The sequence below is a fragment of the Hoeflea phototrophica DFL-43 genome (assembly GCF_000154705.2).
Taxonomy (GTDB): Bacteria; Pseudomonadota; Alphaproteobacteria; order Rhizobiales; family Rhizobiaceae; genus Hoeflea; species Hoeflea phototrophica.
Genome location: NZ_CM002917.1, coordinates 2,223,267 through 2,235,073, shown reverse-complemented (window position 1 = coordinate 2,235,073; position 11,807 = coordinate 2,223,267). Strand labels below are relative to the sequence as shown.

At 59.7% G+C, this 11,807-nt stretch carries 12 protein-coding genes and 1 pseudogene; 8 read left to right on the top strand and 5 right to left on the bottom strand.

Going from position 1 to position 11,807, the window contains the following annotated elements; all coding sequences use genetic code 11:
• Window positions 1-125: 125 nt before the first annotated feature.
• Genes metG through HPDFL43_RS10630 form a run of 4 tightly spaced genes read left to right on the top strand, consistent with a single transcriptional unit; the run spans window position 126 to window position 3,794 of the window.
• Window positions 126-1,670 (top strand): methionine--tRNA ligase, encoded by a 1,545-nt coding sequence (gene metG, locus HPDFL43_RS10645; protein ID WP_007197337.1) that lies wholly within the window; start codon window positions 126-128, stop codon window positions 1,668-1,670.
• Between the two features lie 5 nt (window positions 1,671-1,675).
• Window positions 1,676-2,458, top strand: coding sequence for a TatD family hydrolase (locus HPDFL43_RS10640; RefSeq protein ID WP_007197336.1), 783 nt, complete (start codon window positions 1,676-1,678; stop codon window positions 2,456-2,458).
• The gene (locus HPDFL43_RS10635) at window positions 2,455-3,279 is read left to right on the top strand and encodes an MBL fold metallo-hydrolase (RefSeq protein WP_007197335.1); all 825 of its coding nucleotides are present in this window, start codon (window positions 2,455-2,457) and stop codon (window positions 3,277-3,279) included. The genes HPDFL43_RS10640 and HPDFL43_RS10635 overlap by 4 nt, the downstream gene beginning before the upstream one ends.
• Window positions 3,276-3,794 (top strand): YbaK/EbsC family protein, encoded by a 519-nt coding sequence (locus HPDFL43_RS10630; protein WP_007197334.1) that lies wholly within the window; start codon window positions 3,276-3,278, stop codon window positions 3,792-3,794. Before HPDFL43_RS10635 ends, HPDFL43_RS10630 begins: the two co-directional genes overlap by 4 nt.
• An 11-nt stretch (window positions 3,795-3,805) precedes the next feature.
• Here the strand turns inward: HPDFL43_RS10630 and HPDFL43_RS10625 are convergent, their stop codons facing one another.
• On the bottom strand, window positions 3,806-4,909 hold the full coding sequence (locus HPDFL43_RS10625) for a CaiB/BaiF CoA transferase family protein (protein WP_040449193.1): 1,104 nt from the start codon (window positions 4,907-4,909) through the stop codon (window positions 3,806-3,808).
• Between the two features lie 379 nt (window positions 4,910-5,288).
• Between HPDFL43_RS10625 and HPDFL43_RS10620 the strand changes: the two genes are divergently transcribed.
• The gene (locus HPDFL43_RS10620) at window positions 5,289-6,773 is read left to right on the top strand and encodes a carboxypeptidase M32 (RefSeq protein WP_007197331.1); all 1,485 of its coding nucleotides are present in this window, start codon (window positions 5,289-5,291) and stop codon (window positions 6,771-6,773) included.
• 34 nt (window positions 6,774-6,807) lie between these two features.
• Here the strand turns inward: HPDFL43_RS10620 and HPDFL43_RS10615 are convergent, their stop codons facing one another.
• The gene (locus HPDFL43_RS10615) at window positions 6,808-7,707 is read right to left on the bottom strand and encodes a DMT family transporter (protein WP_007197330.1); all 900 of its coding nucleotides are present in this window, start codon (window positions 7,705-7,707) and stop codon (window positions 6,808-6,810) included.
• Window positions 7,708-7,837: 130 nt separating this feature from the next.
• A complete protein-coding gene (locus tag HPDFL43_RS10610) occupies window positions 7,838-8,293 on the bottom strand; it encodes a MarR family winged helix-turn-helix transcriptional regulator (RefSeq protein WP_007197329.1) in 456 nt (151 codons plus the stop codon).
• Window positions 8,294-8,506: 213 nt separating this feature from the next.
• Between HPDFL43_RS10610 and HPDFL43_RS10605 the strand changes: the two genes are divergently transcribed.
• A complete protein-coding gene (locus tag HPDFL43_RS10605; RefSeq protein ID WP_040450085.1) occupies window positions 8,507-8,944 on the top strand; it encodes a YqaA family protein in 438 nt (145 codons plus the stop codon).
• A 17-nt stretch (window positions 8,945-8,961) separates the two neighbouring features.
• On the opposite strand, the gene HPDFL43_RS10600 is transcribed toward HPDFL43_RS10605, so the two are convergent.
• Window positions 8,962-9,723: an alpha/beta hydrolase family protein gene (locus HPDFL43_RS10600; protein WP_007197327.1), complete on the bottom strand. Its 762-nt coding sequence runs from the start codon at window positions 9,721-9,723 to the stop codon at window positions 8,962-8,964.
• A gap of 171 nt (window positions 9,724-9,894) precedes the next feature.
• Here HPDFL43_RS10600 and HPDFL43_RS10595 point away from each other — a divergent pair, with 171 nt between their 5' ends.
• Together HPDFL43_RS10595 and HPDFL43_RS10590 are read left to right on the top strand one after the other, a co-directional pair.
• Window positions 9,895-10,263, top strand: coding sequence for a CidA/LrgA family protein (locus tag HPDFL43_RS10595; RefSeq protein WP_007197326.1), 369 nt, complete (start codon window positions 9,895-9,897; stop codon window positions 10,261-10,263).
• Window positions 10,256-10,972 carry an LrgB family protein gene (locus HPDFL43_RS10590; protein WP_007197325.1) on the top strand — a complete coding sequence of 239 codons (717 nt, stop codon included), beginning with the start codon at window positions 10,256-10,258 and terminating at the stop codon, window positions 10,970-10,972. Before HPDFL43_RS10595 ends, HPDFL43_RS10590 begins: the two co-directional genes overlap by 8 nt.
• Window positions 10,973-10,985: 13 nt before the next feature.
• Here HPDFL43_RS10590 and HPDFL43_RS21670 read toward each other — a convergent pair.
• Window positions 10,986-11,743: pseudogene (locus HPDFL43_RS21670) on the bottom strand (IS5 family transposase).
• Window positions 11,744-11,807 lie beyond the last annotated feature (64 nt).

The following is an 11,807-nucleotide window of genomic DNA, read 5'->3' as shown; positions in this document are numbered from 1 at the left end:
CAATTCGCTTTTTGATCGGAGCCGAGCAATCCGGGCATGGTGTCGGTTGACATTATCGCTTATGTAAACGGCGTCCGCGGGCGAGAAGGCTTGGCCCATCGAGAACAACGCATACGAAGGCAACAATGAGCACCGAGCGTTTTTACATCACCACACCGATTTTCTATCCCAACGGTGTTCCGCATATCGGCCATGCCTATACGGCGATCGCTACGGATGTTCTGGCGCGGTTCCAGCGGCTTGATGGCAAGGACGTCTTCTTTCTTTCGGGCACTGACGAGCATGGCCAGAAGATGCAGCAGACGGCTGAGCAGGAAGGGATCAAGCCGATCGCACTCGCCGACAAAAACTCGGCCGTGTTCCGCGACATGCTCGAGCGTCTCGACTGCTCCAATGATGACTTCATCCGCACCACCGAGGAACGCCACAAGGCTTCCGTGCAGGAGTTGTGGAAGCGGATGGAAGCCAATGGTGACATCTATCTGGGCAAATATGGTGGCTGGTATTCGGTGCGCCAGGAAGCCTATTTCGACGAGGGCGAAACCACTCTTGGCGAAGATGGTATAAGGCGCGAACCACTTGGCTCACCGGTCGAGTGGGTTGAGGAGGAAAGCTATTATTTCCGGCTTTCAGCCTATGGCGACAAGCTGCTGGAGTTGTTTGAAAAAAACCCGGAGTTTGTTGCGCCGGCCGAGCGCCGCAATGAAGTGGCGAGTTTCGTCAAGTCGGGCCTGAAGGACCTGTCGATTTCGCGTACCACATTTGATTGGGGCGTTCCGGTGCCCGGCAATGACAAGCATGTCATGTATGTCTGGGTCGATGCGTTGACCAACTACATCACCGCAGCCGGATTTCCCGACGAGACAAGCGAAAAATGGAACTACTGGCCCGCCATCCATATGATTGGCAAGGACATTGTGCGGTTTCATGCCGTCTACTGGCCGGCCTTCCTGATGTCAGCCGGCCTTGAGCTTCCGGCAAAGGTGTTCGCGCACGGCTTCCTGCTGGTCAAAGGCGAGAAAATGTCGAAATCGATCGGCAATGTGGTCGACCCTTTTGCTCTGATCGATCACTACGGGCTTGATCAGGTCCGCTATTTCTTCATGCGTGAAGTGCCATTCGGGCAGGATGGAAGCTACAGCCCCGAAGCGATTGCCACACGCATCAATTCCGATCTGGCCAATGGCATTGGCAATCTGACCAGCCGTTGCCTGTCGATGATCAACAAGAATTGTGATGGAAAAGTGCCTGAGTGCGGCGTGTTGACCGATCCGGACAAGGCAATGCTGGAAACGGCGGACAAGGTGATTGAAAGCGCGCGCGCCGATATGGCGGATTTCCAGATCCACAAGGCGTTGACCTCGATTATCGATGTCGTGGCGGATGGCGACCGGTACTTCGCGAGCCAGGAGCCGTGGGCGCTGAAGAAAACCGATCCGGCACGGATGGAGACTGTGCTTTACATCACAGCGGAGACTGTGCGGCAGATTTCGATCCTGTTGCTGCCGTTCATGCCGCAATCGGCGGGCAAACTGCTCGATCTGGTTGCTGCACCCGCCGACAAGCGCGACTTTGCAGCGCTCGGTGAGACGGGGCGTCTGGCGCCGGGCACGCCCATTGACAAGCCAACGCCGATCTTTCCCCGCTATGTCGCGCCCGAGGAGGCGTGAAGCGGATGTTGATTGACAGCCATTGCCATCTCGATTTCGCCGATTTTGATGCGGAACGTGACGAATTGATCGCGCGTGCCCATGCCTCCGGCGTCAAACAGATGGTGACGATCTCGACGCGGGTCCGCAAACTCGACACGCTGCTGGCGCTGACCGAACGCTATCCGAGCGTGTTCTGCTCCGTGGGCACGCATCCCAACAATGCAGGCGATGAGCTGGATGTGACAGCCGATGAACTGGTGCAGCTCGCCGAGAGCAACCCGAAGGTGGTGGCGATCGGTGAGGCGGGGCTCGATTACTTTTACGACACGCAAAAACCCGAGGATCAGAAGACCGGATTGCGGCGCCACATCGATGCGGCACGCCGGACCCAGTTGCCGTTGGTGATTCACAGCCGCAGCGCCGATGAGGACATGGCGGAAATCCTGACCGAGGAAACAGGGAAGGGGGCCTTCCCCTTCATTCTTCATTGTTTTTCCTCTGGCCAGGCGCTGGCGGACACCGGCGTGGCGCTGGGTGGCTATGTGTCGTTTTCGGGCATTCTGACGTTTCCGAAATCGACCGAACTGCGCGACATCGCCAAGACGGTGCCCATGGACCGGCTGCTGGTGGAAACCGATGCGCCCTATCTCGCGCCCAAGCGCTGGCGCGGCAAGCGCAACGAACCATCCTATGTGGTCAACACGGCGGAAGTTCTGGCTGAGGTCAAAGGCGTTTCCTATGATGAGATGGCCGATATCACCACCGCCAATGCGTTTCGCTGTTTTACCAAGATGCAAGCACTGTGACCCAGAGCTACCGCCGCCGCTTTACTGTCCTTGGCTGCGCCTCATCACCGGGCGTGCCGCGGGTCAATGGCGATTGGGGCGCCTGTGATCCGCAGAACCCGAAAAACCGCAGGACACGCGCTGCGTTCCTGATCTCGCAGATCGGACCGGATGGCGGTGAAACCACGGTCGCGGTCGACACCGGACCGGATTTCCGCGAGCAGATGATTGTCAACAAGGTGCACAGTCTTGATGCCGTGATCTACACCCATTCCCATGCCGATCATGTTCACGGCATCGATGACCTGCGCGGTTTTGCACTGTCGCAACGCAAGCGGATCCCGATCTACGCGGACCCCGAGACCATGGCGCGTATTCGCGCGGGCTTTGGCTATTGCCTGGAAACGCCGCCGGGAAGCGAGTACCCGCCCATCACCGAGCCAAGGCTGATCAATTCGCTCGATGATCCGATCCTGATTGACGGAGCAGGGGGGACAATCGCGATCCAGCCGCTCGATCAGGTTCATGGCTCGATCCGGTCTTTGGGCTACCGCATCGGCGATGTGGCCTATTGCTGCGACGTCAGCGATTTTCCGCGTGCGACCGTCGAGCGGCTGCAAGGGCTGGACACGCTGATCATCGATTGCCTGCAATACAAGCCGCATCCCAGCCATCTGTCGATTGACCAGGCGCTGTGGTGGATCAAAAGGCTCGATCCGAAACGGGCCTATCTCACGCATATGCATGTGCCGCTCGATTATGAAACCGTGGCCAATGAAACGCCGGCACGGGTCGAGCCTTGTTATGATGGTTTGACCTTTGAGGTCGAGGTGAATGCATGAACCGGCTGGCAACCGAAATGAGCCCGGATATGATCCGTACCGGCTCCAGCATGGCCAGGGTTTACGGCGCCGCAGCCGAGGCCGGGCTTGAAATCCGCATTCTGAAGATGGCGCAATCAACACGCACGGCCCAGGAAGCTGCAGACGCGGCGGGCTGCGCGGTTGCACAGATCGTCAAATCCCTGGTGTTCGAAAACCAGGCAACAGGTCGCCTCACCCTGTTGCTGGTCTCAGGCGCGCACGATGCCGATATGGATTTTCTTTCAGAGCGTAACGGCCTCACATTGACACGTTGCGAGGTGCGCCGCGTCCGCGATGAGACTGGCTTTGCCATTGGCGGAGTCGCGCCAATCGGCCATTTGACGCCGATCCCGGTGTATATCGACCGGTGCTTGATGGATCACGCCGTGGTCTGGGCCGCTGCGGGACGGCCCGACAGTGTTTTCAGTGTCGATCCGAAAGCGCTGGCAAAGGCGATTTCAGCCGAGATCATCGACGTGCAGGCGCCCGGCTAGTGAGTACATCGTCATTTGACATTGGTTGGTTCAGCCTCCAACCAGGCGCGGATCGCATCGCCGTGTTCACCGCGCGCCGGAACCGGACCTGGCGTTGCGTCTGGCCGGGTCGAGAAACGCGGCGCGGGAGCGGCCTGAAGAGCGCCGTCAATGTCGTGCCAGACGCCACGTGCCTTCATGTGCGGGTCGCGGGCCGATTGCAGCGGATCAAGGGCAGGGGCCACACAAGCATCCGAACCCTCGAAAACCGCTTCCCAATGGGAACGAGGTTGCGCAGCGAAAATGCCTGCCAGAACGGCACTCTGGCGTGGCCAGGCGTCAGGATCGAACTGGGCTGCAAAAACGGGATCTTCGCTCAAGCCAAGGCGTGCCAGAAACTCCGCATAGAATTTCGGTTCAAGGCACTGCACGGAGACGAAACCGCCGCAGCCGCTGGCATAGCAGCGGCTCCAATGCGGTCCGTCAAGCAGGCTTTTGCCACGCTGCATCGAAAGCCCGCCGCCTTGAGCCAAGGCCATCAGCAGGTTCATCATATGGGCCGAGCCATCCACAATTGCAGCATCGACCACACAACCGCCGCGGCCGCCGCGTGCCGCCAGGACACCTGCAAGCACGCCCACGGCGAGGTAAAGCGCACCACCACCGATATCGCCGACGAGAGTTGGCGGCGCAAATGGCGGTTCGCCCGGATTGGCCGCGTACCAGGCCGCACCTGAAATTCCTATGTAATTGAGATCATGACCGGCCGTCTGGGCCCTTGGTCCAAACTGACCCCAGCCGGTCATCCTTCCATAGATCAGATCTGGGTTGAGCGGCTTCAGATCCTCAGGTCCCAAGCCGAGCCGCTCCATCACGCCAGGACGGAATCCCTCGATCAAGGCCTCGGCGCGCGCGATCAGCCGTCTGAACAATTTTACGTCACCGGCGTCCTTCAGATCCAGCTCGATGGATTGCTTGCCACGGTCGATCAGCGAACGGTCCGGCATGCCGGGCGCAGGCGAACCATTCTTGCGGTGAACGACGATGACTTCGGCTCCGAGATCGGCCAGCAGCATGGCGGCGAACGGCGCCGGACCCAAGCCTTCGATCTCAATGACCCGCAAACCTTCGAGCATGATTTCCTCCCAAGCATGCAACTCCCAGCTGGATGGTAGCGCTGCGCGCCGGCTGTTGATTGCGCCTCCAATTGAAAGCTAATCAGATTTCGTGGAAGCTTTCACCGTAGAACCGTAGACCTGTTGGTTTTTCTGATCTGTTGATGTGAGGAAGCTGGTAGATCCAATTGAATCCAAATACACAATGCCAATCACGCTTATAGCAATTCCAGTTCCATAATCTATCTTATGCAATCTTTGGATTAAGCATTGCGGATGGCATTTGCCGGCAAGCTGGAACTGCGTGGCGAATGCGCCCGCCACCTCTTCTCCCTTGCAGCCACCACCGCCTTGGCCTATCCGGAGTGACACAGATCTTCAAACGCCCGGAGCCTCTTTCATGTCATTCGCAAAGCTCGACGCCCATGGCCATTCTCTCAGCGCGCTTGAGCATGCGCTGTCCATTCTTGGCGTTGATGAAGCCACGGCCATGGCATCTGGTGGCGGTGAACAGCGCGCGGAAACGATGGCGAGCCTGTCAGGTATGCTGCACCGGCAAGCCACGGATTCAAAACTCGCTCAATGGATTGCCGATGCCAAAGCCGAAGATCTGACCACGGAGCAGAACATTGCCGTGGCGGAGTTCGAGCGCAACTACATCAACATGACCTGCCTGCCCGCCGATTTCGTCGAGCGCAAGATGCGCACCAGCATGCGTTCGGAGCAATTGTGGCGCACGGCACGACCCAATGGTGATTGGGAAGCCTTCCGGCCCGCACTTGAGGGCGTTGTGGAAATGGTGCGGGAAGAAGCTGCCATGCGCGCTGAAGTGCTTGGCCTTGCTCCTTATGATGCTCTGATGGAGCAGTTCGATCCGGGCAACCGTACCAGCGACATCACACCGGTGTTCGCCGCGCTCAAGGCGTTTCTGGTGGACTTTCTGCCCAAGGCGCTGGCGCTGCAGCAAGAACGGCATGCAAAGCGTCCGTTGAAAGCACTGTCCGGTGAGTATCCGGTTGAACGGCAGAAGGCCCTGGGGCTCGAGATGATGCAGGCCGTGGGCTTTGACATGAACCATGGCAGCCTTTCGGTGTCAGATCACCCGTTTTGCGGCGGCGTTCCAACCGATGTTCGGCTGACAACCCGCTACCGGACCGACGAGTTTCTGCCGGCGCTGATGGGCATTTTGCACGAGACCGGCCACGGGCTCTATGAGCAGAACCTGCCAAAGGCATGGGCGCATTGGCCGTCCGGGAAGGCGCGCGGCATGTCGCTCCATGAAAGCCAGAGCCTGTTTGTGGAGAAACAGATCGGCCGCAACCCGGCATTCTGGCAGTTCGCCCTGCCCCATCTGGCCCGCCATCTGGGCGAAGACTGGAGCATCGAGGATCTGCTTCCGCATGTGCATCTGATCAAGCGCGGCAAGATCCGGGTTGATGCCGACGAAGTGACCTACCCGCTGCATGTCATCCTGCGCTACGAGCTCGAACAGGCTCTGCTTTCGGGCGAGTTGGAGGTGCGCGACCTGCCTGAAGCTTGGGACACCAAGATGCGGGATTATCTTGGTATTTCGACGATTGATGATCCAAAGAACGGGCCGATGCAGGATGTGCACTGGCCGTCAGGCGCATTCGGCTATTTTCCATCCTACACGCTGGGCGCAATGATGGCGGCACAGCAATGGGCGGCGATTGTTGCTGATCATCCCGGCGCAAATGCCGATATCGCGGCGGGCGATCTTGGTGCGCTCAACACCTGGCGCCGCGAACGCATTTGGCACAGGGCCTCGATGGGTTCGACGCCCGAAATCCTGCGTGAAGCCACCGGAGAGAGCCTCAATCCGGCGCATTTCATCGCTCATCTGGAAGCCCGCTACGGGGTATAGCCGTAGAGGGCCATCGGCACCCTGCTCTTGCGGTTTAAGTCTTTGTATTTATGCCGGTTTCGGCCTTAGCAAGAGCCGCAGCCTCGCGCCGGCGCTTGCGTTCGCGAATCAAGGTGTACAGCCCGGTGGCGATGATGATTCCGGCGCCTAAAAGCGTGTAGGTGTCGGGCACTTCGGAGAACACCAGAAGCCCGACGACGGTGGAAAACACCAGCCGCGAGTAACGGAACGGGGTCACGACGGCGATCTCGCCAAGCCGCGTCGCCTCCGTCAGCGCCCAGTAGGCGAAGGTGCCGGTGGCCAGTGCGGCCGCGAGATAGGCTGTTTCGGGCATTGTCGGGATCTTCGCGCCGCCGGTGATCGCCAGCACCGGCAAACCGGCGAAACCGACCGCAAGGAAACCCCAGATGGCCAGTTGCAGCGACGAGACGGCCTTGGGCACCTTGCGGCTCGCAATATCGCGGATCGACAGCGACACCACGCCCAGAACGGCCCAGAGCACATTGGCGTCAAACCCCTCGAAACCCGGCCTGATCACCAGAAGCACGCCGAAGAACCCGACCAGAATGGCGGTCCAACGCCGCCACCCGACCTGTTCGCCCAGGATAAGCGCGGCGCCCATGGTGACGAACAGTGGAGCTGCCTGCAGAATTGTTGTTACGGTTGCCAACGGAACCAGAGCAAGAGCGGTAACGAAGCCGATCGAGCCGAGCATCTCGCTAGCATTGCGGATCAGGACGGCGGGACGGAAGAATGTGGCCGAGAACGGGTCCTGTCCGCGCGAGCGTGCCAGAAACGCGAAGAACAGCGCGCCGGGGAAGCCCAGCACCACCAGGATCTGGCCGACGGGCAGCCCCGCCGCAGCAAGCTTGATGAACATGTCCTCGGCGGCAAAGCCGAGCATGCCGAGCACCATCAGCACAATGCCGCGCATATTGTCCAATTGAAAAACCCTGCCGGTTGGTACGGATGCGCGAAAACTTCGCGTCCATTGCCGTCCCTATCCGGTATTCGGGCCGATGGAAAGGCATTGATGATTCAGCGTCATGATCTATCGCGCATGATCAGTCGCGTTGTGTCTCCTGGGTTGAGCCGCCAGGGGTGATTGCGTTGGAGAGGCGTTCCAGCATGCTGAGAAACAGCGCATGCTCGGCTGCCGGCAAGTTTTCCAACAAAGACTCGTCAGCTTCCTTTGTGGCCTGATGTGCCGGCGCAACCAGATCGCGGGCAGCCTGGGTGAGAGCCACCAATTGGGCGCGGCCATCATCAGGATGGGGCTTTCGCACAATCAAGCCGTCGCGAGTCATTCTGGTGAGGGTGTTGGCCATGGTCGCCTGCTCCACCCCAAGGCGCCGAGCCAGATCGCGCTGGGTCTGTTCGCCGTCAGCCTCCAGCACCGAGAGAACCTGGTAGCGCGCCTGCGACAACCCCAGGGGTTGCAGCCGCGCATTCAGACTCGTGGTGTAGGCGCGCGCCAGATGGGAAATGGTCTGACCGAAAGAGGACTGTTTGTCTTGCATTTCGGGAACTCCATTAGCGTGCTATGTTTTTATATATAGTGCGCTATGCAAATAATCATCAAGCCCCCTGCCCGCTGTCCTGTCTCTGGCAGGCCGGATCCGGTCTCGGCTTTGAGGAAACTCGTGCCCGCCGCCTATCGCGGCACCGAGAACTCGGTTATGCGGGAGGTTGCCCGGCAATCGCTCGACGGCAAAGAAAGGCAACAGGCTCGAATGCAGGACATCACCGCCTATGCAGGCCTGTTCATGGCCGCCTTTCTGGCCGCCACGTTGATCCCGGCGCAGTCGGAAAGCGTTCTGACGGGGCTTTTGCTGGCCGGTGGACAAAGCCCGCTGATGCTGGTGGCGGTGGCGAGCCTCGGCAATGTGCTCGGATCGGTGCTTAATTGGCTGATCGGGCGTTGTGTGGAGCGGTTCCGCGAGCGCCGATGGTTTCCCGCAAGCCAGACCCAGCTTGAGCGTGCCCAGGCGCAGTACCAACGCTTCGGCTACTGGTCGCTGCTCATGGCCTGGGTGCCCATCATTGGGGATCCGTTGACGCTGGTGGCAGGCATCATGCGAGAGCCGCTATGGCGGTTTCTGATTCTGGTTTCAATCGGCAAGGTCGGCCGCTACGCGGTGATTGCCGCAGGGTTCGGACTGCTGGATTGAGCGTCAGACGCCCTACCCTAAGCAATCAAATGTCGCTGCAAAAAAGAAATGAGATAATCGTGGTGATCGTTCTCGCCATCGCTGTTGGGTATATGGTCCTGGCCGTAATAATAGTGAACCTCGGGCGTGCGGCCATGGGCCTTGAGCCGCGCTTCGAGCCTTCGGGTCATCTCGACAGACCAGACCCGGTCCGCGGTACCGTGACTGAGGAAAAGCGGTCCCTCGTACCGTTCGGTCTCGATTGGCTGTGTCGGCATCAAATCGTCGCTTGAACCACGCCAGGACCAGGCCCGCCTGGACGGATCCCATGGCTGCCAGCCCGGATCACCGCTGTCCCGGTAGGAACGGGCATCAAAAGCCCCGCAGACAACATCTGGCGCGCTGTGCGCGGCTACGGCATCAGGCACGCCATCAACCGCATCACGGCACATCAGTGCGGTTAGAAGCAGGGCATGTTCTGCTCCTCGGGAAACGCCGTAAACACCCAGCTTGCCGTTGGTATAGGAGAATGCGCGCAAAGCCGTTAGCGCCGCAACACTTCGATCCAACGAAACCTCTTCAATGCTGCCGGCGTTCCAGGCATTGCCGCCTTTGGAATAGCCAAAGGGAAACGCAAGGAAACCATGCGCCGCAAGCAGAACCGCGTTGCGGTGGCTCCATCCGGACCACGCGCCTTCGGAACCATGAAACACCATGACAGCAGGAAACGGACCATCGCCGGGCGGCCCATAGGTCGTTCCCCATTCTGGCAAGAGCCGCCGGACAATCTTCAAACTCATGAAATTGTTCCATTAACAGGCTCCAACAAGGGAGCGGATTGGTTCAAACCGTATTCCGGCCTTCCATTGAACACAACCCGTATCCGGTGCTGCCGCCAAACCATAAAAGGCGACAGACGGGCCGGAATCGGCCACAATCTCCCGCTCAAGTCCCACCCGGAGACCAGAGCCATGCTTTCCGCCCTCACCCTGATCCTCATCTGCCAGTTGGCTGGTGAACTGATCACCCGGTTTTTCGGCCTGCCGCTTCCCGGCCCGGTGGCCGGCATGGCGCTGTTGTTTGCGTTGCTGGTCATCCGCGGCTCGGTGCCCGAGACGGTCGGTACGCTCGGCGATGTGCTTTTGAAAAATCTCTCGCTGCTGTTTGTGCCCGCAGGCGTCGGGGTGATGGCCCATCTGGGTCTGCTTGGAGAGGATCTGCTGCCGATTGCCGTGGCGCTGATCGGTTCTACGGTGGCGACCATTGCCATGACCGGCCTGTTGATGAGCTGGTTGGCGCGTAACTCGCTGAATGCGGAGGCGACGAAGGCCGATGACTGATTTCACCAAAGTCTGGGTCTATCTCAGCGCCAGTCCGCTGCTGTTCCTGACCCTGACGCTGGCCGCCTTTCAGGCCGGCAGCTGGATTTATGAACGCTCCGGCCACAAGCCGTTTCTCAATCCGGTGATGACGGCGGTGATCCTGCTGGTCGCCATTCTGACGCTGACGCAGACGCCCTACCCGGCCTATTTCGAAGGTGCGCAGTTCGTCCACTTCCTGCTCGGGCCCGCAACTGTGGCGCTGGCGATCCCGCTTTACCGGCAGTTTGAAAGGGTGCGACGCTCGGCTGTGGCGCTGCTCACAAGCATTCTCTGTGGCTCGCTGACCGCCATTGGCACCGCCGTGGGCCTGGGTTGGCTCCTGGGTGCAAGCCGTGACACGCTTCTGGCTCTTGCGCCGAAATCAGTGACCGCCCCTGTGGCCATGGGCATTACCGAGCAACTGGGCGGCTTGCCGTCGCTGACCGCGGTGCTGGTGATCCTCACCGGCATCCTGGGCGCGGTGATCGGGCCGATGGTTCTCAATCTGCTTCGGGTCAGGGACTGGCGTGCGCGCGGCCTGGCGCTCGGCACCGCCAGCCACGGCATCGGCACGGCACGGGCGCTGCAGGTCAACGAACTGGCCGGCGCGTTTTCCGGGCTGGCGATGGGGCTCAACGCGCTTGCGACGGCGATCCTGCTGCCGGTGTTGTGGCGGGTGTTTTTCTAGGGCCTGTGGACAATCATCTTGACGCAATCAGGGTCGCGGCAAGGTTCCAACTGGCTGTGTAGCTACAGTCCGTTTTGTCATAGCGTGTTGCTATGCCTCTGAATTCCTTGATCTTCGCGAAGTAGTTTTCAACCAGATGCCGCCACTTGTAGGCTTCGACATCGTAGTCACGCTGTTGCTTTCGGTTTGATTTCGGTGGGATCACGGCGCTTGCGCCACGCTCATCCAACTCCTCTAGAAGCCAGTTCGCGTCGAATGCTTTATCCGCCATTAGCGCGCCGAAGGAGACATCCCGGATCAGCGGCGCAACGCCTTTCATGTCGTGCGCATGACCCGGCAGCAGCAGAAAGCGGACCAAGTTGCCAAGAGCATCGACGAGTGCAACGATTTTGGTCGTCAGGCCGCCGCGTGAGCGCCCGATGGCCTGAGCCTGAGTCCCCCTTTTGCGCCAGCTGCCTTCTGGTGAACCTGAACAATGGTGCCGTCGATGAGCGCATATTCGAGGTCGGGGTCACCGCTCATGGCTTTGAAAAGACCCTCGAATACTCCCGCCTTCGCCCAGCGGCGAAACCGCCGAAACTGACTGTTCCAATTCCCGAAAGCTGGCGGCAGGTCGCGCCATGGTGAGCCGGTCCGAACGCGCCAAAAAACTGATTCAAGAAACAGCCGATTGTCTCTTGCCGTGGCTCCCGCATCGCTGGCCTTTCCACGCAAATGCGGCTCAAGTCGCTGCCATACATCATCCGTCACCACAAAGCGCTGCTCGTTCATTCAAACCTCCGTTTGGAAAGTTTGAATCAGAAATCAAACCCGATGGGAATCCTGAATGTCCACA

What these genes read in the sequence shown, in the direction of transcription:
- HPDFL43_RS10610 (WP_007197329.1), bottom strand. Translation starts at nt 8,293, where the DNA reads ATGCAAGACAAACAGTCCTCTTTCGGTCAGACCATTTCCCATCTGGCG.
- HPDFL43_RS10590 (WP_007197325.1), top strand. Translation starts at nt 10,256, where the DNA reads ATGACTGATTTCACCAAAGTCTGGGTCTATCTCAGCGCCAGTCCGCTG.
- HPDFL43_RS10615 (WP_007197330.1), bottom strand. Translation starts at nt 7,707, where the DNA reads ATGCGCGGCATTGTGCTGATGGTGCTCGGCATGCTCGGCTTTGCCGCC.
- HPDFL43_RS10620 (WP_007197331.1), top strand. Translation starts at nt 5,289, where the DNA reads ATGTCATTCGCAAAGCTCGACGCCCATGGCCATTCTCTCAGCGCGCTT.
- HPDFL43_RS10605 (WP_040450085.1), top strand. Translation starts at nt 8,507, where the DNA reads ATGCAGGACATCACCGCCTATGCAGGCCTGTTCATGGCCGCCTTTCTG.
- HPDFL43_RS10640 (WP_007197336.1), top strand. Translation starts at nt 1,676, where the DNA reads ATGTTGATTGACAGCCATTGCCATCTCGATTTCGCCGATTTTGATGCG.
- HPDFL43_RS10625 (WP_040449193.1), bottom strand. Translation starts at nt 4,909, where the DNA reads ATGCTCGAAGGTTTGCGGGTCATTGAGATCGAAGGCTTGGGTCCGGCG.
- HPDFL43_RS10630 (WP_007197334.1), top strand. Translation starts at nt 3,276, where the DNA reads ATGAACCGGCTGGCAACCGAAATGAGCCCGGATATGATCCGTACCGGC.
- HPDFL43_RS10595 (WP_007197326.1), top strand. Translation starts at nt 9,895, where the DNA reads ATGCTTTCCGCCCTCACCCTGATCCTCATCTGCCAGTTGGCTGGTGAA.
- metG (WP_007197337.1), top strand. Translation starts at nt 126, where the DNA reads ATGAGCACCGAGCGTTTTTACATCACCACACCGATTTTCTATCCCAAC.
- HPDFL43_RS10600 (WP_007197327.1), bottom strand. Translation starts at nt 9,723, where the DNA reads ATGAGTTTGAAGATTGTCCGGCGGCTCTTGCCAGAATGGGGAACGACC.